The 22,577-nt window shown below is 72.2% G+C and carries 15 protein-coding genes; 6 read left to right on the forward strand and 9 right to left on the reverse strand.

All coding sequences use genetic code 11. The annotated features are described in order from the left end of the window. Positions 1-3: 3 nt before the first annotated feature. Positions 4-1,434 carry an MFS transporter gene (locus AB0A61_RS22070; RefSeq protein WP_361294608.1) on the reverse strand — a complete coding sequence of 477 codons (1,431 nt, stop codon included), beginning with the start codon at positions 1,432-1,434 and terminating at the stop codon, positions 4-6. 101 nt (positions 1,435-1,535) lie between these two features. Between AB0A61_RS22070 and AB0A61_RS22075 the strand changes: the two genes are divergently transcribed. Beyond that, positions 1,536-2,507 carry a helix-turn-helix transcriptional regulator gene (locus tag AB0A61_RS22075; RefSeq protein ID WP_361294610.1) on the forward strand — a complete coding sequence of 324 codons (972 nt, stop codon included), beginning with the start codon at positions 1,536-1,538 and terminating at the stop codon, positions 2,505-2,507. Positions 2,508-2,514: 7 nt separating this feature from the next. On the opposite strand, the gene AB0A61_RS22080 is transcribed toward AB0A61_RS22075, so the two are convergent. Then, positions 2,515-3,960 carry an MFS transporter gene (locus AB0A61_RS22080; protein WP_361294613.1) on the reverse strand — a complete coding sequence of 482 codons (1,446 nt, stop codon included), beginning with the start codon at positions 3,958-3,960 and terminating at the stop codon, positions 2,515-2,517. Between the two features lie 115 nt (positions 3,961-4,075). Between AB0A61_RS22080 and dusB the strand changes: the two genes are divergently transcribed. Next, positions 4,076-5,230: a tRNA dihydrouridine synthase DusB gene (gene dusB / locus AB0A61_RS22085; RefSeq protein ID WP_361294616.1), complete on the forward strand. Its 1,155-nt coding sequence runs from the start codon at positions 4,076-4,078 to the stop codon at positions 5,228-5,230. 54 nt (positions 5,231-5,284) lie between these two features. On the opposite strand, the gene AB0A61_RS22090 is transcribed toward dusB, so the two are convergent. The 3 genes from AB0A61_RS22090 to AB0A61_RS22100 all read right to left on the reverse strand — a co-directional run bounded on the left by AB0A61_RS22090 (position 5,285) and on the right by AB0A61_RS22100 (position 11,033). Beyond that, positions 5,285-6,982 (reverse strand): CDP-alcohol phosphatidyltransferase, encoded by a 1,698-nt coding sequence (locus tag AB0A61_RS22090; RefSeq protein ID WP_361294869.1) that lies wholly within the window; start codon positions 6,980-6,982, stop codon positions 5,285-5,287. A gap of 659 nt (positions 6,983-7,641) precedes the next feature. Further along, on the reverse strand, positions 7,642-9,579 hold the full coding sequence (locus AB0A61_RS22095; RefSeq protein WP_361294619.1) for a glycogen debranching N-terminal domain-containing protein: 1,938 nt from the start codon (positions 9,577-9,579) through the stop codon (positions 7,642-7,644). After that, entirely contained in the window at positions 9,576-11,033 is a 1,458-nt protein-coding gene (locus AB0A61_RS22100; protein WP_361294622.1) for a hypothetical protein, read from the reverse strand. Before AB0A61_RS22100 ends, AB0A61_RS22095 begins: the two co-directional genes overlap by 4 nt. A 121-nt stretch (positions 11,034-11,154) precedes the next feature. Here AB0A61_RS22100 and AB0A61_RS22105 point away from each other — a divergent pair, with 121 nt between their 5' ends. Then, entirely contained in the window at positions 11,155-12,351 is a 1,197-nt protein-coding gene (locus tag AB0A61_RS22105) for an ROK family protein (protein ID WP_361294625.1), read from the forward strand. A gap of 435 nt (positions 12,352-12,786) precedes the next feature. After that, complete coding sequence (gene ppdK / locus AB0A61_RS22110) at positions 12,787-15,534, forward strand: pyruvate, phosphate dikinase (protein ID WP_361294627.1); 2,748 nt, start codon at positions 12,787-12,789, stop codon at positions 15,532-15,534. A gap of 110 nt (positions 15,535-15,644) precedes the next feature. On the opposite strand, the gene AB0A61_RS22115 is transcribed toward ppdK, so the two are convergent. Then, positions 15,645-16,139, reverse strand: a complete 495-nt coding sequence (locus tag AB0A61_RS22115; protein ID WP_361294630.1) for an excalibur calcium-binding domain-containing protein — start codon at positions 16,137-16,139, stop codon at positions 15,645-15,647. 80 nt (positions 16,140-16,219) lie between these two features. Here AB0A61_RS22115 and AB0A61_RS22120 point away from each other — a divergent pair, with 80 nt between their 5' ends. Next, on the forward strand, positions 16,220-17,152 hold the full coding sequence (locus AB0A61_RS22120; RefSeq protein ID WP_361294632.1) for an oxidoreductase: 933 nt from the start codon (positions 16,220-16,222) through the stop codon (positions 17,150-17,152). A 115-nt stretch (positions 17,153-17,267) separates the two neighbouring features. On the opposite strand, the gene nirD is transcribed toward AB0A61_RS22120, so the two are convergent. From nirD to AB0A61_RS22135, 3 genes are read right to left on the reverse strand one after another with little or no spacing between them, the layout of a single operon-like run. Continuing rightward, the gene (gene nirD / locus AB0A61_RS22125; RefSeq protein ID WP_361294634.1) at positions 17,268-17,618 is read right to left on the reverse strand and encodes a nitrite reductase small subunit NirD; all 351 of its coding nucleotides are present in this window, start codon (positions 17,616-17,618) and stop codon (positions 17,268-17,270) included. Further along, positions 17,615-20,212: a nitrite reductase large subunit NirB gene (nirB, locus tag AB0A61_RS22130; protein WP_361294637.1), complete on the reverse strand. Its 2,598-nt coding sequence runs from the start codon at positions 20,210-20,212 to the stop codon at positions 17,615-17,617. Before nirB ends, nirD begins: the two co-directional genes overlap by 4 nt. Then, positions 20,213-21,433, reverse strand: coding sequence for an FAD-dependent oxidoreductase (locus AB0A61_RS22135; RefSeq protein ID WP_361294640.1), 1,221 nt, complete (start codon positions 21,431-21,433; stop codon positions 20,213-20,215). Positions 21,434-21,727: 294 nt separating this feature from the next. Here AB0A61_RS22135 and AB0A61_RS22140 point away from each other — a divergent pair, with 294 nt between their 5' ends. Beyond that, entirely contained in the window at positions 21,728-22,510 is a 783-nt protein-coding gene (locus AB0A61_RS22140; protein ID WP_361294642.1) for a TSUP family transporter, read from the forward strand. Positions 22,511-22,577 lie beyond the last annotated feature (67 nt).

Below are 22,577 nucleotides of genomic sequence, written 5' to 3' on the forward strand. Positions count from 1 at the left end.
CCCTCACCTGACGGTGCGGGGCAGCCGCAGGCTGAGCAGACCGGTCAGGGCCACGCCCGCCAGCTGCACCAGCAGCGTGGTCACCAGGGCGTCCCGCATGCCCATGGCGGGGACCAGCGAGAGGAACAGCGTTCCGAGGGTGGCCACACCGAGGGCCAGGGACGACTGCTGGGTGGTGACCATGACACCGCTGCCGACACCGGCCCGGACGGCCGGAACCTCCGAGAGGATGATCCGGAAGAGGATCGGCAACTGGAGCGCCTGGCCCGCTCCGGCGACCGCCGCACCGGGCAGCAGTTCGACGAAGCCCAGGTCCGGCCAGGACCGCCAGGCGGCCAGCGCCATCAGACCCACGCCCACCGCCTGGATCAGCGAGCCCGCCGTCACCACGCGCGTGCCGTACCGGCCGACCAGCCGCGGCCCGGCGAGCGAGACGAAGAAGAAGACCACGGCCATCGGGGCCAGCGCCACACCAGCCGGAACCGGGCCGAGGCCCGCCCCGCGCTGCAACGCCACCGCGACGACGAACATGAAACCGCTGAACCCGATGGAGAACGGCACGATCATCACCAGACCCCGGCGCAGTGACTCGAGCGCGAACAGGCTCGGCGGCACCAGCGGCGTACGGCCCCGCCGGTCGGCACGGCGCTCCACGGCATGGAACGCGGCCGCCAGGAACGGGAACGCGGCCAGCGACAACCACGTCCACAGCGGCCAGCCGGCCGCCCGGCCCTCGGTCAGCGGGGCCAGCAGCGCCAGCAGGGACGCCGCCAGCAGCACGGTGCCGGGCCCGTCCACCGGCTCCGGGTGCTGCGACCGGGTCTCGGGGACGGCGCGGGCGCCCAGGACCAGTCCGGCGACCACGACCGGCACGTTCACCAGGAACACCGAGCGCCAGCCGGTCCCCGCGATGTCTGCGGCGACCAGGACGCCGCCGAGGATCTGCCCGGCCACCATGGACAGGCCGGCGGTTGCGCCGTACAGGCCCATGGCCCTGGCGCGCCGGGGACCCGAGGTGGCGGCCTGGATGGTGGCGAGCACCTGCGGCAGCATCGCCGCGGCCGAGGCGCCCTGCGCCACGCGTGCGGCGACCAGCGACCAGGCGCCGGGCGCCAGCCCGCACGCCAGCGAGGTCAGGCCGAAGGCCGCCATGCCGCCGAGGAAGAGGCGGCGGCGGCCGAACAGGTCGCCGAGCCGGCCGCCGAGGACGAGCAGGACGGCGTACGCCACTCCGTATCCGGCGACGACGAGTTCGAGAACGGCCTCCCCCGCGTTCAGGTCCTTGCCGATGGTGGGCAGGGCGACGTTGACGATGAAGAAGTCGATGAGCGGAAGTGCCGCGGCCAGCAGCACCGTGAACAGGCCGGGCCCGCTGAGCGCCGGTGGCGCCGCGGGCGATCGGAGGGTGGGTGAGGTGATGGTTTCGGTCGTCACGACACCGAGCCTGCTTCCACACTCAGACGGGTACCAGAGTGTTCTTATCCTGGTAGCAGCAGTACCTGGAAACAGGGTCCGGGCGACGGCAGGCTGGAGACATGACCACGATGGCCCAGGCGACGCCGGTCCGTGAACCCCAGGCCCCCCGAAGCCGCGAAGCGGCCGCCTCGGCGATCCGGCGGCACGAACTCGCCGCCTTCCTGCGCCACCGGCGCGAGCACATCACCCCCGAGCAGGTCGGCCTGCCCCGCGGCCGCCGGCGCCGCACCCCGGGGCTGCGCCGCGAGGAGGTCGCCCACCTGTCCGCGGTCGGCGTCACCTGGTACACCTGGCTCGAACAGGCCCGGGACATCCAGGTCTCCGTCCAGGTCCTCGACGCGCTCGCCCGCACGCTGCTGCTGGACCCCAGCGAGCGCGCCCATCTCTTCCAGCTGGCCGGGGCCACCGACCCGACGCCCGCGACGAACTGCCCGTCGGTCACCCCGGCCCTGCGGGCGGTTCTGGAGCAACTCGAACCCGTGCCCGCGTGCCTGCAGAACAGCCGCTACGACATCCTCGCCTACAACCGCACGTACTCCCTGCTGCTGTGCGACCTGGACGCGGTGCCGCCCGAGGACCGCAACTGCATGATCCTTTCGTACACGCACGAGGAGTGGCGTTCCTCGATCGTCCATCTGGAGGCGACCCAGCGGCTGATGGCGGCCCGCTTCCGCGCGGCGATGGCCGGTCATCTGGGCGAGCCCGCCTGGAAGATGCTGCTCAAACGGTTGCGTGCGGAGTCCCCCGACTTCTGCGAGGCCTGGGACCGGCACGAGGTGGTGGGTGCGCGCACCAAGCGCAAGGAGTTCCGCAACGCCCACGTCGGCCGCATCACCGTCGACCACACCGACCTGTGGCTGAGCCCCGAGGTGGGTTCGCGCATGGTGACCTACGTGCCGGCCGACGAGGAGTCGCGGGAGCGACTGGAGAAGCTGCACGCCATCGCGCTGGAGAGGCGTTCGGTACAGCGGACGCAGGGGGCCGTGCCGCCGGGACCGGGTCAGGTGTGGACCGGCCCGGCCCGCCACTGATCCTGCTCTACGCCGAGACCCCGGCCGCCTGTCGCACCTCCGCCGCCTCCAGCCGTTCGGCCGTGCGCTCGGCCGTCCTCCTGGCCCACCGGCCGGAGGTGACCGCGCCGAGGGTCAGCACCGCGACCCCGCACGCGACCAGCACCCACCACCCGGGCCGCGCGGCCGGGACGAACGCGTCCTTGTACGACGACGAACCCACCCCGGACACCAGTACCGCGCCGACCACCGCGACCCCGAGGGTCTGCCCGAGCTGCCGGCTGGTCGAGGCGACGGCGGCGGCGACCCCGGCCTGGGCGCGGGGCATGCCGGAGACCGCCGTGTTGGTGATGGGGGCGTTCACGAAGCCGAAGCCGATGCCGAACAGCACGTAACCGGCGAAGAGCGTGGCGTTGGACGTCTCGGCCTCGAAGGCCGCGAACAGCACGGCGCTCGTCGTCATCGCGCACCCGGCGACCAGCAGCGGCAGCCGCGGCCCCCGGCTGCCGACCAGCCGCCCGGACAGCGGCGCGCACAGGAAGGTCGGCCCGGCCATCGGCAGCATCCACAGGCCCGCGTGCAGGGCGTCGAGCCCGCGCACGTTCTGCAGGTAGAGCGTGGACAGGAACAGGAAGCCGCCGAGCGCGGCGAAGGCGCTGATCGCGATGACCGTGGCCCCGCTGAACGGCGCCGAACGGAAGAACCGCAGGTCGATGAGCGGTTCGGTGCGGCGCGGCTCGTACCACACAAGGGCGAGCAGGGCCGCGAGGGCCATGGTCGCGAAGGGCAGGACCGTGGCCAGGTCCGAGTCGGGGGCCTCGATGATCGCGTACGTCAGCGAGCCGAACAGGGCGATCACCAGTACCTGGCCGACCGGGTCGGGGCGGCGGGCCCTCGGCGCCCGGGACTCGGGTACGAAGCGCAGGGTGAGCAGCAGCGCGGCCAGGCCCACCGGCAGGTTGACCCAGAAGATCGAGCGCCAGCCGACCGACTCGACCAGCAGGCCGCCGACCAGCGGGCCCGCGGCCATGGAAATGCCGACCACGGCACCCCACACGCCGATCGCGCGGGCGCGCTCGCGCGGGCCGGTGAAGGTGTTGGTGATGATCGACATGGCGACCGGGTTGAGCATCGAGCCGCCGACCGCCTGGACCATGCGGAAGACGACCAGCAGTTCCAGGCTGGGCGCGAGGGAGCACAGCAGCGAGCCGACGCCGAAGACGATCAGGCCCGCCATGAAGACGCGCTTGCGGCCGATCCGGTCGGCCGTGGAGCCCGCGAGCATCAGCAGCGAGGCCAGTACCAGGGTGTAGGCGTCGATGGTCCACTGCAGGCCCGACGTGGTGGCGTGCAGGTCGCGCTGCATCGACGGCAGGGCGACGTTCAGGACGGTGTTGTCCAGACTCACGATGAGCAGGCTCATGCAGCAGATCGCGAGGACGAGCAGACGTCGTCGGTGGCTGAGCTCGGGCATGCGTTCATGGTACGCGATTCGATAGTGCGGTTAACTAATGACTGGTACACGATCACGGTGGGCGGTTGTCCACAGGCCGGGGGAAGCACCCGTCGGCGTACGGGACAATGGAGCAATGTCCAAGCCGTCGTCCACGCCCGTCACCCCGTTGCAGATCGGCCCGCACACGGTGCAGCCGCCCGTCGTGCTCGCGCCGATGGCCGGGATCACCAACGTGCCCTTCCGCACCCTGTGCCGGGGGTTCAGCGGTGGCAAGGGCCTGTTCGTCAGCGAGATGATCACCACCCGGGCCCTGGTCGAGCGCAACGAGAAGACCATGCAGCTGATCCGTTTCGACGCGACCGAGAAGCCGCGCTCGATCCAGCTGTACGGCGTCGATCCGGCCACCGTCGGCAAGGCCGTCCGCATGATCGCGGACGAGGACCTCGCCGACCACATCGACCTGAACTTCGGCTGCCCGGTGCCCAAGGTGACCAGGAAGGGCGGCGGATCCGCCCTCCCCTACAAGCGGAACCTGCTGCGGTCGATCCTGCGCGAGGCGGTCGGCGGAGCCGGTGACCTGCCGGTCACGATGAAGATGCGCAAGGGCATCGACGACGACCACCTCACCTACCTCGACGCCGGAAGGATCGCCGTCGAGGAGGGCGTCACGGCCATCGCCCTGCACGGCCGCACGGCCGCCCAGCACTACGGCGGCACGGCCGACTGGGAGGCGATCGCCCGCCTGAAGGAGCACGTGCCGGAGATCCCGGTGCTCGGCAACGGCGACATCTGGTCCGCCGAGGACGCGGTGCGGATGGTCCGCGAGACCGGCTGCGACGGTGTGGTCGTCGGCCGCGGCTGTCTCGGCCGGCCGTGGCTGTTCGCGGATCTGGTGGCGGCCTTCGAGGGCCGGCCCGACCACTTCGTACGGCCGCCGCTTCGCGAGGTCGCCGACGCCATGGTCCGCCACGCCACCCTGCTCGGCGAGTGGATAGGTGACGAGGCGCGCGGCGTCATCGACTTCCGCAAGCACGTCGCCTGGTACCTCAAGGGTTTCGCGGTCGGCTCGCAGATGCGCAAGCGGCTCGCGATCACCTCCAGCCTGGAGGAACTGCGGACCGGTCTGGACGAGCTGGACCTCGACCAGCCCTGGCCCACCGGCGCCGACGGGCCCCGCGGCCGCACCTCCGGCAACAACCGGGTGGTGCTGCCGGACGGCTGGCTGAAGGACCCGTACGACTGCGCGGGCGTCACCGAGGACGCGGAGCTGGACACCTCCGGGGGCTGAGCCGGTCGCGGTTCGCCGAAGCGGCGCCCCGCGCCGGAGGCGTCCTCGGAGCGGTCAGTCCTTGGACGGGTGCGGGGTCGAGCCGTAGGCCGTCAGGAAGCGGTCGCGGAAGGAACTCATCTTCCACACCGGCGCGTCGTGGGCCGGGCGCAGACCGTCGGTCCAGCCCCAACTGGCGATCCTGTCCAGGACCTTGGGGTCCTTGGCGACGATCGAGACCGGGACGTCCCGGCTGGCGTGGTTGCCGCTGACCCGGGCGATGGGCTGATGGTCGCCGAGGAAGACCAGGACGGTGTTGTCGTTGCCGTAGCGCTCCAGCCACTGGGTGAGGGCGGTCACCGAGTACTGGATCGACTTGCCGTACTCCTGCTGGGACTTGGGGGAGCTGGTGATGATGTCCTCCGGCTTCTTGCCCGCCTTCTGGATGGCGTCGAAGACCGAGCCGTTGCCCAGCTGGTCCCAGCCGACCATCTTCGGGATCGGCGCCCAGGGCTGGTGGCTGGAGGTGAGGATGACGAATCCCATCAGGGGCTTGTCGCGCTTCTTGCCGTGCTCCAGGCGCTGGAACGCCTCCAGGGCGTACTGGTCGGGCATGGTCGACCAGCTGAACTTGGGTCCCCGGTAGCCCATCTGGAATGCGTTGTAGACCTTGTCGAGGCCGTACCACTTGGCCTCCGGCCAGCCCTTCTGCACGCCCGGCATGACGCCGACCGTGTCCCAGGCACCGGTCTTCTGGAACGCCTTGGTGAGGGTGAGGTGGTCGCCCGCGGTGACCGTCCGGTACCGGCTCTGGTTGTCGATCCACAGGCCCGACATCGTGGTGGAGTGGCCGAGCCAGCTGCCGCCGCCGTAGGTCGCCGACGTCAGCCAGCCGCTCTTGGCGTGGAAACCGGCCTTGGCCAGGGCCTGTGTGCTGACGCCGAGAGTCTTGTCGACGCCGGGTGCCTCGGCCGGGTCCTCGATCGCGCTGCGGCCGTAGCTCTCGATGAACGTGAAGATCATGTCCTTGCCGCGCAGGTCGGGCACGAGCTGGCTGCCCGGGGTCGCGCCGAAGGCGTCGGACTGGGCCTCCTTCGCGAACGCCCGCTCGTCACGGATCGTCTCGCGCAGCGCCTGCTCGTGGTACTTGAGCATCGTGATCGTGTGCTCGGCGGCCAGCGGGACACCGGAGACCTGCAGGTTCAGGGTCGAACACGTCATCCAGACCGCGCTGACGAGCAGCAGGCCGCGGGTGGAGCGGGCCTTGTTGCGGCCGAGGAAGTTCCCGACGCGGACCACCGCCAGCGCCATCACGGCGAGCACCGAGAGCACGATCAGCACGGCGGCGACGGCGGCGAGCAGGGCCATGGTCCCGCCCAGCGTGTCCTTGAGGTAGGACTGGGCGTCGCCCAGCAGTTGCCAGTCCAGGACCACGTTGAAGCTGCGGCCCAGGTACTGGTTGAACTCGATGTCCGTCAGGTTCAGCACGGTCAGCACGCCGAGCGCCAGCCCGCCGAGGACCGCCACGAGCACGCGCGGCCTGCGCGGCAGCGCGATCAGTACCGCCGCGCCGAGCAGCGCCTCCACCGGGATGCGGGTGAACTCGGCCGCCTGGAACTGCTCCCTCTTGTTCGGCAGCAGCAGAGCGAGGAGGACCAGGCCCAGGGCCAGCACCGTGACCGACAGGGAAACGACCTGCGCCGGAACCGGGTGCGCGGCCTTCCAGCGCCGCCAGGCACCGCGCGGGGTACGGGGGTCGAGAACACGAAGCACACGGAGGGGGAGCGCGGCGCGGGGCACGCTGTCGGTGTCGGTGTCGGTGTCGGTGTCGGTGTCGGTGTCGGTGTCGTCGCTCGCGGGTGCGGGCGCGTCCGGGGCGGGCTCCGCGAGCCGGGCCGGGCCGGCTTCGGTGTCGGGTGCGGCTTCCGGAGGGGTTTCGGCTTTGGGCGCGGTGTCCGGATGGGATTCGGCGTCCGGAGCTCCGTGGGCGTCCGGGCCGGTCTGTGGGGTTCCGTCCGCCGGGGCATCACCCTTCGCAGGGGCGTCGCCCTCCGTGGGCGCATCGCCCTCCGCCGGTTCCGCCTCCGCGGTGCCCGGCGACCGTACGGCGGATTCCGGCGCCCCGTTCGCCGGACCTTCCGCGTCCGCCGCTTCGTCCGGTGGCAGGACGTCGACCTCGGTTGCCCCGGCCGTACCCGATGACTGGCGTGTACTCGTGTGCTGAGGCACCCCGGAGGTCCTTCCGTGCGCGGCATGGCGGAGTGGCGGACCGCGCTGGGGAGGCAGGGCCCGCCACCCACCCGTACGGCCGCCCCCCCACCCCTGTTCAGGAAGCACGGCAAACACCCGGCAAATGCCTCGTCAAACGGCACGGAGGAGAGAGCTGGGGGGCGTTTGGATCAGCGCGGACCCGAGGTGATCCAAACGCCCCCCTACGCTCCGCCGACCGCCGTGAGCAGTGCCAGCGGGGCCGCGGCCGAGCGGGACTCGCGGACGCAGGCGTGCGGGTAGGGAACCGGCTCCGCGTGGGTGCCGCGGCCGTAGCCGGCGAGGACCTCCGGCAGGCGGTGGCCGGTCGCGGTCGCCGCGTCGACCAGGGCGTGGGCGACCGTGCGGGCCTCGTCGTGCAGGCCGTAGCGGGCGAGCCCCAGCGTGATCAGCGCGTTGTCGTGCGGCCAGACCGAACCGCGGTGGTAGGAGAGCGGGTGGTAGGCGGGCTGCCCGGACGCCAGCGTCCGTACGCCCCAGCCCGAGAAGAAGTCCGGCTCCAGGAGCCTGCGGCCCACGAGCTCCCCGTACTGCTTGTCGAGCAGCCCCGACCACAGCAGGTGCCCGGCGTCCGAGGCCAGCGCGTCCACCTGGCGGCCGTGGCCGTCCAGTGCGAGCGCCGGGAAGGACCGGTCCCCCATCCAGAAGTCCCGCTGGAAGCGGTCCCGCAGATCACCGGCCGCCTGCTCCAGCAGGGCCGCGTAGACCTCGTCCTCCCAGACCGTGCGGGCGACCCAGGCCGTGCGGCGCAGCGCGTCATAGGCGTACCCCTGGGCGCCCGCCGCCATCACCGGGCCGGATGCGCGGGTGCCGTCGGCCGAGCAGATGGCGCCGGGGGAGTCCTTCCAGTTCTGGTTGGCGAGGCCGCCCTCGTCGGCGCGGTAGACCAGGTACCCGCGCGAGGTCAGCCCGCCGTGGTCCAGCATCCACCCGATCGCCGCCCGGGCGTGCGGCTCCAGACGCCGGGCCATGGCGGCGTCCCCGGTCTGCTCGACGTAGGCGCCGAGCAGGACGAGGAAGAGGGGGGTGGCGTCCACCGAGCCGTAGTACCGCCCGAACGGCACCTGCCCGAAGTGCGCCAGCTCGCCGTGCCGCACCTCGTGCACGATCTTGCCGGGCTGGGCCACCGAGCCCGCGCTGGTCTGCGTGGCCTGCGTCGCGGCCAGGGCGGGCAGCGTCGCGGCGGCCAGCCGTGGCCGGTAGGGGAGCGCGAACAACGACGTCAGCAGGGCATCCCTGCCCAGCAGCGTCAGGAACCAGGGCGCACCGGCCGCCGGAACGCGCAGTTCCTCGCCGTCCGGGCCGGTGGCCGGGACCTGGAGCGCGGCCAGGTCGGCCAGGCCCCGGGCACAGGCCGCCGCCAGTTCCGGCCAGTCGGTGGGGAAGGCCACGCCCTCCGCGAACGCCTCCTCCAGACCGCGGAGTTGGTCGCTCACCGCGGCGGGGGAGCGGGGCACGCGCACGGCCCGCTTGTCGCCGTGCGGCCGGGCCATCACCCGCAGGGTCAGTTCCGCGGTGCCGTGCGGTTCCAGATCGAGGGCCCAGACCAGGCGGCGGGCGCCGGTGCCGGTCTCCTCGACACCGTCCGGGGCGGGGTCGGCGGTCACCGTCGTACAGGACCGCCATTCGCCGCGCCGGTAGCTGAACTCCACCCCGTCGTCGAGGATCTGGCGGGAGCGCACGACGCCGGTCTTGGCGTAGGTGCGGTGGTCGGAGCGCAGTTCGAACTGGTCGGTGAAGTCGGCGTCGACGGTGACCGCGAGGCGGACCGTCGTCGGCACCGGACGGTTGCTGGTCACCCGCAGACACTCGACGAACGCGCTGTCGGAGACGGCCTGTTCGCGAAAGAGTGTGCAGGAGGGCGGCTCGGTGCGGCCGCCGCGCGGCACGAGGACGCAGCGTGCGGTGCCCTCGTCCGCCACCGGTGCCAGCGTCTCCGGCACCGCCCCGTCGACGGTGAGCTGCCACCGGCTCAGGTGCCGGGCGTCGCGCACGAACAACCCGTCCGGCAGGCTGCCGTTCCGTACGCCGCTGATGTTGCCCGCGTCGCCCACGGCGGCGAACGTCGCCCCGTGCACGAGCAGATGATGCCGCTCCGTCATCCCCGGTCCCCTCCCTTGACGCCGTTGACGGCCCTTGCTCCCTTGTCCTTCTGGTCGAACGCGCCGGTGCCCGCCGGGGACACGCCGTGCGGCGGCGGCCCGTGCAGCAGGTCGAGCGTGAGCGCGGCACTCCAGCCGAAGCCGAGCGCCCCGCAGGCCTCGCCGGTGTGCGGGTCGACGTACTCGGCGAACCCGGTCGCGTCGGCCGTGCGCAGCATCGCCTCGCGCAGCGCGTCGGCCCGCTGCCGCTCGCCGTGCGTGCGCAGCCCGCGCTCCACCAGCCAGCCGGTGTTGAACCAGGCCGGACCGCGCCAGTACCGGTGCGGATCGAAGGCCTCGCCGAGCAGGTCGTAACTCGGCACCAGGCCCGCGCCCGTACCGAGCGCGAAGTGCGGACCGGACAGGGTGCGTACGAGGGCGCCGGCGATGTCGCGGGGCAGCTCGGGCAGCAGCAGCGGGATCAGGCCGGAGACGCTGCGCTCGCCGATCAGCCGCCCGTCGGCGAGGTCCCGGCAGAAGAACATGCCCTCGGCCGGGTCCCACAGCCGGTCGATCAGGGCCGCCGTCAGCCGCTGCGCGCGCGTGTGCCGGGCCGTGCCGGTCGCGCCCAGTTCGTGGGCGATACGCGCGAGCGCGTGCTCGGAGGCGATCAGCAGGGCGTTGAAGGCCGGGTCCTCCACCGCGAACTCGCCCGTGCCATCGGCATATTCCCCGTCCCGGTAGTCCGTCGCCAGCCGCACGTACCGCCCGTAGTCCAGGTCCGTCGGCCGGTCCTCGGGGGCGCCGTGCTCGAGGTCGGCGCGCCGGAAGGAGCGGGCCGGGGCCGGGGTGACGCGGGAGAGCGGGGCGTCCCAGCAGGGGCTGTTGTCCATGCCCTGCTCCCAGGGGTGGACGACGGACGCCAGCCCGCCGCCGCCCAGGTCCCGCCGGTGCAGCAGATAGCGGTGCCAGGCGGCCAGGCGCGGATACACCCGGGCCAGGAAGCCGCGCTCCGCCGACAGCTCGGGGTCGGCGCGGTGCACCAGCCAGGCCGCCAGCGCGTGCACCGGTGGCTGCACGATGCCCGAGGTCTGTACGGTGCGCGGGGCGCCCGCGGCGCGCCCCGCGGTCGAGGACCGCCAGAAGTCGGGGCTGGGGAAGTAGGCGTCGAGCGGGACGGAGGGGTTGAAGACGATGTGCGGGACGCGCCCGTCGCCCCACTGGGAGTCCAGCAGCGTCTCCAGCTCCGTCTGGGCCCGTAACGGCGAGACGTGCCGCAGGCCGATGGCGATGAACGCCGAGTCCCAGGACCACTGGTGCGGGTACAGGCCGCGCGAGGGCACCGTGGAGGTGCCGGTCCAGTTGTCCGCCAGTGCCTGCGCGGCCCTGACGTGCAGCGAATCCGGCACCGGCGGCGGATCGTATGCAATGGCGCGCCCTGCGGGGCTGCTGGTGAGGCGGGCAGTGCGATCCACTCGGGACTCCCCGAAAGACGTCCGGCCGAGCCGGTTCGGTCATGGCTACCGTAGGGTTACGTCTATTTAACACGCAAAACTCAATATGTAATGCAGGGTTGGGAAACACAAGGGGGTGCGCATGAACGGACGGAGTCAGGCGAGCGCCGGCGATCTGCTGGAACTGGTGCGCAGTGGGCGGGCCACCACGCGCGGTGCGCTCCAGCAGGTCACCGGACTGTCCCGGGCCACCGTCGGCCAGCGCCTGGACCGTCTCTTCCGCGCGGGCTGGCTGCGCGAGGGCGCCGGCGGCCCCGTGGACTCGCCGCTGGGCGGCCGCCCGTCCATCACCCTCGAGTTCGACGACGCCCACGCCGTCGTCCTCGCCGCCGACCTCGACACCCGGCACGCGCGCGCCGCCGTCCTGACACTGACCGGCGAACTGCTCGCCGAGCACACCGGGACGCTGGTCGTCGAGGACGGCCCCGACGCCGTGCTGGCCGAACTCGGCCGCTGGTTCGCCCGATTGCTTCCGAAGGCCGGGCACCGGGCGGAGGAGGTGTGCGGCATCGGGCTGGCCGTACCGGGCCCGGTGGACAGCGGGACCGGCCGGGTGGTGCAGCCGCCGATCATGCCCGGCTGGGACGGCTACGACATAACGGGCCGCCTCTCCCGGGCCTTCACCGAGCACACCGGCGCGCCGGCCGTGCCCGTACTCGTCGACAACGACGCGAACCTGATGGCCTACGGCGAACAGCGCACCGGCCACCCGGACTGCTCGGCCTTCGTACTGGTCAAGGTGTCCACCGGCATCGGCGCCGGGGTGGTGGTCGACGGCTCGATCTACCGGGGCGTGGACGGCGGCGCCGGGGACATCGGACACATCCGGGTCGGCGCGGACGCGCTGTGCCGGTGCGGGTCCTACGGCTGTCTCGCCGCCGTCGCGAGCGGAGGTGCCGTGGCGCGGCGGCTGGCCGAGGCAGGGGTGCCCGCGGCCTCCGGGTCGGACGTGCGGGACCTGCTGGCGGCCGGGCACCCGGAGGCGGCCGCGCTGGCGCGCGAGGCGGGGCGGCTCGTCGGGGACGTGCTGGCGACCGTCGTCACGCTGCTCAACCCCGGGGTGCTGATGATCGCGGGGGACCTGGCCGGGACGCCGTTCCTCACCGGGGTGCGGGAGCTGCTGTACCAGCGGGCGCTGCCGCGTTCCACGGCCCATCTGGACGTGGTCACCTCGCGGCTCGGGGAGCGGGCGGGGCTGGTGGGTGCCGCGGGACTGGTGGTGGAGCACCTGTATGCGCCGGAGCGGGTGGAAGAGCGGTTGCTGGCGCTCGGGGTGTGACCGGCGGCGGTCGTTTCGAGCGGTCGCAGAACGCCGCGTCCGGCCCCGCTGTCAGGTCCGCATGGTGAAATGCCGTCGCCTGTGGCAGCGTGATTCTCGCCACCCTTGATAGGTGTGGCGCTCAGATGAGCGGATCATGAGCGACTGCACTTCTCCAAGGGGTGGCACTGAGTGCCACCCCGTGATCGTTCATCGATCGAACTCAGTCGTGCCGTGTGGCGCTCATGTGAGCGATCGGACGGGTCTACGGGGGTTGACTCGTTCAAGAAGTGAAAACATCCGGCCCTGACGAGTTGCCGAGCCTTGACTTTCGATCCGCTGGCGGACGACTGGTTACAGGCGCATGACGCACAAGTAGACGTACCCAGGCGCCTTTGATCTGGGTATGTTCCTCGCCGTCAGGGCAGCCACCGCGGCCTCAAGGAGTCGAGACCCGTGTCGGAAAACAAAGATCCTCAGGTAGCCGAGCAGGGACAGAGCGTTGAGGGCGTGAAGTTCGTTTACGACTTCACCGAGGGCAACAAGGATCTCAAGGACCTCCTGGGCGGCAAGGGTGCCAACCTTGCCGAGATGACCAACCTGGGCCTCCCGGTCCCGCCGGGCTTCACCATCACCACCGAGGCCTGCAAGGTCTACCTCGACAGCGGCGAGGAGCCGGCGGCACTGCGTGACGAGGTGAGTGCGCACCTCGACGCCCTTGAGCGCAAGATGGGCAAGAAGCTCGGCCAGGCCGACAACCCGCTCCTCGTGTCGGTCCGCTCCGGAGCGAAGTTCTCCATGCCCGGCATGATGGACACGGTCCTGAACATCGGCCTCTCCGACAAGTCCGTGCAGGGCCTCGCCAAGCAGGCCGGGGACGAGCGGTTCGCCTGGGACTCCTACCGCCGCCTCATCCAGATGTTCGGCAAGACCGTCCTCGGCGTCGACGGCGACCTCTTCGAGGACGCCCTGGACAAGGCCAAGGAGGCCAAGAAGGTCGCCGTCGACACCGAGCTGGACGCCGCCGACCTGAAGAAGCTGGTCACCAGGTTCAAGAAGATCGTCAAGACCGAGGCCGGCCGGGACTTCCCGCAGGACCCGCGCGAGCAGATGGACCTCGCCATCAAGGCGGTCTTCGACTCCTGGAACGGCGAGCGCGCCAAGCTCTACCGCCGCCAGGAGCGCATCCCGCACGACCTGGGCACGGCCGTCAACGTCTGCTCGATGGTCTTCGGCAACCTCGGCCCCGACTCCGGCACCGGCGTCGCCTTCACCCGCGACCCCGCCTCGGGCCAGCAGGGCGTCTACGGCGACTACCTGCAGAACGCCCAGGGCGAGGACGTCGTGGCGGGCATCCGCAACACCGTCCCGCTGGCGGAGCTGGAACGCATCGACAAGAAGTCGTACGACCAGCTGATGCAGATCATGGAGACCTTGGAGAACCACTACAAGGACCTCTGTGACATCGAGTTCACCATCGAGCGCGGCCAGCTGTGGATGCTGCAGACCCGGGTCGGCAAGCGCACGGCGGGCGCGGCCTTCCGTATCGCCACCCAGCTGGTGGACCAGGGCCTGATCGACGAGGCGGAGGCCCTGCAGCGCGTCACGGGCGCCCAGCTCGCGCAGCTGATGTTCCCGCGGTTCGACGAGGACGCGAAGGTCGAGCAGGTCGGCCGGGGCATCGCGGCCTCGCCGGGCGCGGCGGTCGGCAAGGCGGTGTTCGACTCCTACACCGCGGTGAAGTGGTCGCGTTCGGGCGAGAAGGTCATCCTGGTCCGCCGCGAGACCAACCCCGACGACCTCGACGGCATGATCGCGGCCGAGGGCATCCTGACCTCCCGCGGCGGCAAGACCTCCCACGCGGCCGTGGTCGCCCGCGGCATGGGCAAGACCTGCGTGTGCGGCGCCGAGGAGCTGGAGGTCGACACCAAGCGCCGCCGGATGACGGTGCCGGGCGGACACGTCGTCGAGGAGGGCGACGTCATCTCGATCGACGGCTCGACGGGCAAGGTCTACCTGGGCGAGGTCCCGGTCGTCCCGTCCCCGGTGGTGGAGTTCTTCGAGGGCCGGATGCACCCGGGCGCCGACGACGCGGACGAGCTGGTCGAGGCGGTCCACCGGATGATGGCCTTCGCCGACCGCAAGCGCCGCCTGCGCGTCCGCGCCAACGCGGACAACGCCGAGGACGCGCTGCGGGCCCGCCGCTTCGGTGCCCAGGGCATCGGCCTGTGCCGCACCGAGCACATGTTCCTCGGCGACCGGCGCGAGCTGGTCGAGCGCCTGATCCTGGCCGACACCGAGGCGGAGCGCGAGGAGTCGCTCAAGCAGCTCCTGCCGCTGCAGAAGGGCGACTTCGTCGAGCTCTTCGAGGCGATGGACGGCCTCCCCGTCACCATCCGCCTGCTCGACCCGCCACTGCACGAGTTCCTGCCCGACATCACCGAACTGTCGGTGCGTGTGGCCCTCGCGGAGTCCCGCCAGGAGCCGCACGAGAACGAGCTGCGCCTGCTCCAGGCCGTGCACCGCCTGCACGAGCAGAACCCGATGCTGGGTCTGCGCGGCGTCCGCCTCGGCCTGGTCATCCCCGGCCTGTTCACCATGCAGGTCCGCGCGATCGCCGAGGCGGCGGCCGAGCGCAGGGCCGCCAAGGGCGATCCGCGTGCCGAGATCATGATCCCGCTGGTCGGCACGGTCCAGGAGCTGGAGATCGTGCGTGATGAGGCCGACCAGGTCATCGCCGAGGTCCAGGCGGCGACGGGCACGGAGCTGAAGCTGGCGATCGGCACGATGATCGAACTGCCGCGGGCCGCGCTGACCGCCGGTCAGATCGCCGAGGCGGCCGAGTTCTTCTCCTTCGGCACCAACGACCTGACCCAGACGGTGTGGGGCTTCAGCCGGGACGACGTGGAGGCCTCGTTCTTCACCGCGTACCTGGAGAAGGGCATCTTCGGCGTCAGCCCGTTCGAGACGATCGACCGGGACGGTGTCGGCTCCCTGGTGAAGGCCGCCGCCCAGGCCGGCCGCCAGACCCGCCCCGACCTGAAGCTCGGCGTCTGCGGCGAGCACGGCGGTGACCCCGAGTCCGTCCACTTCTTCCACGAGGTGGGCCTGGACTACGTCTCCTGCTCCCCGTTCCGCATCCCGGTGGCCCGCCTGGAGGCCGGCCGCGCCGCCTCCCGGTCGGAGGGCAGCGACCACCGGTAGAGCCCCGGAGTCCTCGTCGTGGTCCCCGACCCTCACTACCGATTGCGACGAGGACTCCGGTCCACGAGAAGGGGCGGCGTCCTGTGCGGGGATGCCGCCCCTCCGCGTTGCTACTCGCAGGCCACCCCGTCTCCGTCCCGGTCCAGATGGGAGTCGTAGCCGGGATCGCCCACGTGCAGGGGCGCGGCCCCGGCCGCCCGGGCCTCGCTGCAGTTGGCGTAGTAGACGCTGCCGCCCCCGGAACCGGAGCCGCCGGCGCCGCCCGACCCCGAGCCGCCGGAGACCGAACCGCCGGAGCCGTCGTCCGCCGGCCGGGCGGTGACCGTCCTGGTGACCCTGACGGTTTTCGTGGCGGTCACCGTGGGGGCCGGTGCGGGTGCCGCGCTCGGCGTCGCGGTCGCCGTGGTGGTCACCGTCACGGTCGGTTGCGGCCTGGCGGCCGCCGGCTTCGCGTCGTCCTTCGCCGGGTCCTGGCCGCCGGCGCCGATCCCGGCGCCCACGAAGAGGGCCATCGCGAGCGCGGGGAGCACGTACCGCTTGCGGGCCCATCCCGGAGCGGGCCGGACGGGCTGTGGCACGGGTGGCGTGGTGTACGGGTTGGTCATATGGTCCCCCCTGATGTGACAGGTGCGGACGACCGTAGTGCCCGGCTGCCGTGCGATGAGGGAAGGGTGATGATTTCGTGATGAACGCATCCGGCTGGGGCGCGTCCGACATCCCCGACCAGAGCGGCCGTATCGCCGTCGTCACCGGGGCCAACAGCGGACTCGGATACGTCACCGCGCGGGCGCTGGCGCGCCGGGGCGCCCGGGTGGTGCTCGGCTGCCGGAGCGAGGCGCGGGGCACCGCCGCGGTGGACCGCATCGTGGCCGAAGTGCCCGGGGCCCGCGCCGAGTGCGCGCGGCTGGACCTGGGGGACCTCGCCTCCGTACGGGAGTTCGCGGCCGCCTACCCCTACGACCGGCTGGATCTGCTGGTCGACAACGCGGGGGTGATGGCGCCGCCGTACGGGACCACCGCGGACGGGTTCGAGACGCAGTTCGGGGTCAACCACCTCGGGCACTTCGCGCTGACCGGGCTGCTGCTGCCGGTGCTGCTCGACACCCCCTCGGCCCGGGTCGTGACCGTCTCCAGCATCATGCACGCGCTGGCCGGCCTCGACCTGAACGACCTCAACAGCGAGCGCCGCTACCGGAAGTGGATCGCCTACGCCCGCTCCAAGACCGCCAACCTGCTGTTCACGCACCAACTGGCCCGCCGACTGGCGGCGGCCGGGGCGGACGTGGTCGCGGCCGCCGCCCACCCGGGATACGCGGCGACCAACCTGCAGACCGCCGGGCCACGGGCCGAGGGGCGCCGGGGCGCCGAGCGGCTCATGACGATCACCAACCGCGTCTTCGCGCAGCCCGCCGAGGCCGGCGCGCTGCCCATCCTGTACGCCGCCACCGCCCCCGGCGTGCGCCCCGACTCCTTCACCGGTCCGTCCCTGGCCATGTGGCGCGGCGCCCCGGCACCGTCCTGGCGGGCGCCCTGGACCCTGAACGACACGGCCGCACAGCGGCTGTGGACGGCCTCCGAGGAACTGACCGGAGTGTCGTACGACGCTCTGAAGGCCTGACGGAACAGCGCTCCGCAGGCCTGACGCAGCAGCACGCGGGCGGAGGGATGTGAGCACCACGCCTCCGCCCGCGCACACTTTGTGCCCCGGTCCGGGACCCGGGCGCGCCCCGGTCTCAGGCCGCCTCGACCTCGTACGCCGTCACCCGCACCGACTCGTCGTCCAGGCACTGCCCGGACGCCAGGTCGAAGCGCTGCTTCAGCAGGGGCGAGGCGACGAACGGGCGGCCCTGGTGAGTGCCGGTCAGGCCGCGGGAGAGGACCGCCGCGCCCCCGAACGGGTCACGGTTGTCGATGGCGTACAGACACCCCGCGCGGTCCCGGAAGAGAGCCACCTGACGGCCGTCCGGCAGGAGCGCCGCCACCCCGCGGCCGGGGATCAGCACCGACAGGTCGCAGACGGTGAACCAGTCCTCGTCCAGCCGCAGCCGGACCTTCAGCTCGGTCGTCTCGGGTGCCAGGGTCATCGCTGGGCGCTTCCTTCCAGGGGTCGGGTGCCGAGGGTCAGCAGCGGCAGGTCGGGCTTCATCTGGTCGCGCTCCGGGACGAAGGCGACCACCGGGTCCGGGGTGTCCGGGGCGTTCACGAACGACACGAACCGGGCCAGCTTCTCGGGGTCGTTGACGGTGTCCGCCCACTCGTCCCGGTAGTTCGCGACGTGGGCCGCCATCAGCGTCTCCAGCTCGTCGCAGATGCCGAGCGAGTCGTGCACCACCACGTCCCGTACGTGGTCCAGGCCGCCCGGGATCCGCTCCAGCCAGGTGGAGGTGCGCTCCAGCCGGTCGGCGGTGCGGATGTAGAACATCAGGAACCGGTCGATCAGCCGGACCAGTTCGGCGTCGGACAGGTCCTGGGCGAGCAGGTCCGCGTGGCGCGGGGTGGCCCCGCCGTTGCCGCCGACGTACAGGTTCCAGCCGTTGGAGGTGGCGATCACGCCGAAGTCCTTGGACTGGGCCTCCGCGCACTCGCGGGCACACCCGGAGACGGCGGACTTGAGCTTGTGGGGCGACCTCAGCCCCCGGTAGCGCAGCTCCAGGTCGATCGCCATGCGGACCGAGTCCTGGACGCCGTACCGGCACCAGGTCTGCCCGACGCAGGACTTCACCGTGCGCAGCGACTTGCCGTACGCGTGCCCGGACTCGAAGCCCGCGTCCACCAGCCTGGCCCAGATCAGCGGGAGCTGCTCCACCCGGGCGCCGAACATGTCGATCCGCTGACCGCCGGTGATCTTCGTGTAGAGGCCGAAGTCACGGGCGATCTCGCCGATCACGATCAGCTTCTCGGGCGCGATCTCCCCGCCGGGGATGCGCGGCACCACCGAGTACGAGCCGTTCTTCTGCAGGTTGGCGAGGAAGTGGTCGTTGGTGTCCTGCAGGGCCGCCTGCTCACCGTCCAGGACGTAGCCGCTCGCGCCGATCGTCGGGGCGAGGGAGGCGATGATCGAGGCCACGGCCGGCTTGCAGACCTCGCAGCCGTCGCCGCCCCGGGCGCCCTCGCGGCCGTAACGGTCGAGCAGGTCCTGGTAGGTGCTGACGCGCAGCGCGAGGAGGATCTCGTAGAGCTCCTCACGGGTCTGGGCGAAGCAGCCGCACAGGCCCTTGTCGACCTCGACACCGGACGCCTCCAGCTCGGCGGTGACCAGCTGGCCGAGCACCTTCGCACAGCTGCCGCAGCCGGTACCGGCCTTGGTGCACTTCTTCACCTCGGGCACGGTGGTGCACCTGTGCTCGGTGACCGCGCCGCGGATGGTGCCCTTGCTGACGTTGTGGCAGGAGCAGATGATCGCCTCGTCCGGCAGGGCCGCCGGGCCGAGCCGGACCCCCGAGTCCGCTCCGGCGGGCAGGACGAGGGACTCGGGGGAGACGGGGGGCACCGAACCCGTCAGCGCGCGCAAGGTGCCGTAGGCCTCGGCGTCGCCGACCAGGATGCCGCCGAGCAGGGTGCCGTCGCGGCCGATGACGAGCTTCTTGTAGAGGCCGGCCCGGGAGTCGGAGTAGACGACGTCCAGGCAGCCTTCGGTGGTGCCGTGCGCGTCACCGAAGGAGGCGACGTCGACGCCGAGGAGCTTCAGCTTGGTCGAGAGGTCGGCGCCGGTGAAGGCGGCCTCGTCCGCCGCGATGGTCGCGGCCGCCGTCTCGGCCTGCTCGTAGCCGGGGGCCACCAGGCCGTACACCCGGCCGTCGGCGGCCAGCGCGCACTCGCCGATCGCGAACACCTGCGGGTCGGAGACGGTACGGCACTGCTCGTCGACCGTGATGCCGCCGCGCTCGCCGACCGTCAGACCGCAGTCGCGGGCCAGCTGGTCGCGGGGCCGGACACCGGCGCTGAACACCACCAGGTCGGTGGCGAGTTCGGAGCCGTCGGACAGCTTCATACCGGTGACGGCGCCCGAGGGGCCCACCAGGATCTCCTGCGTGCCCACGCCGGTGTGCACGGTCAGGCCCATGTCCTCGATGGTGCGCAGCAGGGCCGCGCCGCCGCCGTCGTCGACCTGAACCGGCATCAGACGCGGCGCGAACTCCACGATGTGGCTGGTCAGTCCGAGGCCCTTCAGCGCTCCGGCCGCCTCGAGCCCGAGCAGACCGCCGCCGACCACCGCGCCGGTCGTGGCCCTCGTCCTCGCGTACTCCTCGATCGCGAGCAGGTCCTCGATCGTGCGGTAGACGAAGCAGCCCTCGGCGTCCTTGTTCGGAACCGGCGGTACGAAGGGGTACGAGCCGGTGGCGAGGACGAGGGTGTCGTACTCGAAGACCCGGCCGGACCTGGCCGTGACCTTCCTCGCCGCGCGGTCGATCACCTGGGCCGGGTCGCCGATGTGCAGTTCGATGCCGTGCGTGGCGATGAACTCCATGTCCGTCATGGACAGGTCCTCGGGCGTCCGTCCCGAGAAGTACGAGGTGAGCTGCACGCGGTCGTACGCGGGGCGCGGCTCCTCGCACAGCACGACCACGCGGTGCGTGGCGGTCAGGCCGCGCTCGGCCAGTGCCTCCAGGAAGCGCTGGCCGACCATGCCGTGGCCGACGAGCACGATCGTGGGGGTTGCCCCCAGGGTGGCGTTCATTCAGGAGCCTCCGTCATGGGTGAGCAGATGAAGCAGCGGGCCGCCGTCCGTGGGGAGCGGCTCCGCTCCCTCCCAGGCGCGGGCGAGCGCGCCGACGGTGCCGAGTTCGCCGACCAGGACCCCGCCGACCAGGCGGTCGCCGCGGACGACGACCTTGCGGTAGGTGCCGCGGGTGGCGTCGGCGAGCCGCACCACGTCGTCACCGGGGTGGGCCTCGGTCTCGCCGAACGCGGCGAGGTCGAAGGGGGAGTCCTGCCCGGCCAGGGTGAGGCGGGTCAGGGAACGGGTGCCGGTGTAGCGGGCCTGCGTGTCACCCGCGAGCAACCTGGCCAGCGCCTCCGCCTGTTCGAGGGCGGGGGCGGCGAGGCCGTACACCGTGCCGTCGTGCTGGGCGCAGTCGCCGACGGCGTGGACGTGCGGGTCGGACGTGCGCAGCTCGTCGTCGACGAGGACGCCCTTGTGCACGGCGAGCCCCGCGTCCTCGGCGAGCCCCACGCGCGGGTGGACGCCGCAGGCGAGGACGACGAGGTCGGCGTCGAGGGCGTAGCCGTCGGCCAGCTCCACCGAGCGGACCGCGCCCCCGGCGCAGTGCACGTCCCGCACCCGGCACTCGGTGTGCACCTCGACATCCAGGTCCGTCAGGTGCCGCAGCACCAGCTGCGAGGCGGCCGGGTCGAGCTGCCGCTCCATGAGCCGCTCCGTCTGCTGGGCGAGCACCACCTGGGCGCCGCGCACGGCGAGCGCGCGGGCGGCGGACACGCCGAGCAGCCCGCCGCCGACGACGACCGCCCGCACCCCCGGCCGGACCGCCTTGGACAGGCCCAGGCAGTCGTCCATGGTCCGGAAGGCGTGCACGCCCTCGGGCAGTTCGTGGCGGCCCGGGGCGAACAGACCGCGCAGCGGCGGGAGTACGGGGTTGGAGCCGGTGGCCAGGACCAGGGTGTCGTAGGCGATCGCCGATCCGTCCGCGCACCGTACCCGCCGCGCGGCGCGGTCGATGCCGGTGACCCGGGCGCGGACGAGCCGCGCGGGCGCCGGAAGGGCTGTCACCTCCGGGGCGTAGCGGCCGGCTAGCACCTCGGCGAGCAGAACCCTGTTGTACGGGCGGTGTTCCTCCTCGCCGACGAGCAGCGAGGGCGTGCCGAGCTCACCGAGCCGCCGGGTGAGCGTCACACCCGCGAGGCCGGCGCCGATCACCACCACACGCGTTTTCGAGGTCATGCACCGCAGCGTGCGACGTGGACGTTACCCGGCCGCATCACATCGGTTTCCCGCGGGGAACGCTGCCCTCAGCGGAAGCCCGGAGGGGATGTGAGGGCCGGGTGTGAGGGCCGTGGGCGAGGGCGGGGAGGCGGGGTGGACCGAACCACCGGTCTCCGTGCGGACCGCTCGTACGCGGGCGGTCGGCACGGAAGGCCGAGCCGGCGCCCCAGGGACCGCCCGGCCGGTCTTCGATGCTCTGGACTCCCTCAAGTACGTGGACGGCACACGCATCCCGGCCGTAGTTTGACGATCATGCCCGACATATCGCTGACCACGGTCGTCCTGTTGTGCCTGGCCTCGCTGGCGGCGGGCTGGATCGACGCCCTGGTCGGTGGCGGCGGGCTCCTGCTGCTGCCGTCGATGCTGCTCGGACTGCCGGGCGGCACCCCGGCCGCGTACGCGCTCGGCACCACCAAGGCGGTGGGCATCGTCGGCACCACCGGCGCGGCCGTGACCTACGTCCGCCGGGCCCCGGTGGACGTCCGCACGGCCGTCCGCATCGGCCTGGCGGCGCTCGCCGGATCCTGCTCGGGCGCCTTCTTCGCGGCCGGGATGAGCACCGAGGTGCTCAAGCCGGTGATCATGGTGGTGCTGCTGGGCGTGGCGGCCTTCGTGATCCTGCGGCCGGCCTTCGGCACCGCTCCGGCGCCCGGCCCGGTCACCCGCCGCCAGGTCCTCGCCGCGATCGTCCTCGCGGGCCTCGGCATCGGCTTCTACGACGGCTTCATCGGTCCCGGCACCGGGACCTTCCTCGTCCTGGCGCTCACCGGCGTCCTCCACCTCGACCTGGTGACCGCCTCCGCCACCGCCAAGATCGTCAACTGCTGCACCAACGCGGGCGCCCTGGCCACCTTCGCCTGGCAGGGCACGGTGCTGTGGCAACTGGCGGCCCTCATGGCCGTGTTCAACCTCGCGGGCGGCACCCTGGGCGCGCGCACCGCGCTGAAGAAGGGCAGTGGCTTCGTCCGCGTCGTGCTGCTGACGGTGGTGTTCGCGCTGGTGGCGAACCTGGCCTACGAGCAGTGGGTGGCCTAGTGCCCCGGCAGGCAGCGTTCGCCCCGTCGCGGCGCCCGGCACTCCCCCAAGCTCTTCGAGCAGGGGG

The sequence above is a fragment of the Streptomyces sp. NPDC046197 genome (assembly GCF_040646295.1).
Lineage (GTDB): Bacteria > Actinomycetota > Actinomycetes > Streptomycetales > Streptomycetaceae > Streptomyces.

Bases quoted from the DNA above. Each gene is read 5' to 3' on its own strand.
- AB0A61_RS22075 (WP_361294610.1), top strand. From the start codon at position 1,536: ATGACCACGATGGCCCAGGCGACGCCGGTCCGTGAACCCCAGGCCCCC.
- AB0A61_RS22080 (WP_361294613.1), bottom strand. From the start codon at position 3,960: ATGCCCGAGCTCAGCCACCGACGACGTCTGCTCGTCCTCGCGATCTGC.
- dusB (WP_361294616.1), top strand. From the start codon at position 4,076: ATGTCCAAGCCGTCGTCCACGCCCGTCACCCCGTTGCAGATCGGCCCG.
- AB0A61_RS22095 (WP_361294619.1), bottom strand. From the start codon at position 9,579: ATGACGGAGCGGCATCATCTGCTCGTGCACGGGGCGACGTTCGCCGCC.
- AB0A61_RS22105 (WP_361294625.1), top strand. From the start codon at position 11,155: ATGAACGGACGGAGTCAGGCGAGCGCCGGCGATCTGCTGGAACTGGTG.
- AB0A61_RS22115 (WP_361294630.1), bottom strand. From the start codon at position 16,139: ATGACCAACCCGTACACCACGCCACCCGTGCCACAGCCCGTCCGGCCC.
- AB0A61_RS22120 (WP_361294632.1), top strand. From the start codon at position 16,220: ATGAACGCATCCGGCTGGGGCGCGTCCGACATCCCCGACCAGAGCGGC.
- nirD (WP_361294634.1), bottom strand. From the start codon at position 17,618: ATGACCCTGGCACCCGAGACGACCGAGCTGAAGGTCCGGCTGCGGCTG.
- nirB (WP_361294637.1), bottom strand. From the start codon at position 20,212: ATGAACGCCACCCTGGGGGCAACCCCCACGATCGTGCTCGTCGGCCAC.
- AB0A61_RS22135 (WP_361294640.1), bottom strand. From the start codon at position 21,433: ATGACCTCGAAAACGCGTGTGGTGGTGATCGGCGCCGGCCTCGCGGGT.
- AB0A61_RS22140 (WP_361294642.1), top strand. From the start codon at position 21,728: ATGCCCGACATATCGCTGACCACGGTCGTCCTGTTGTGCCTGGCCTCG.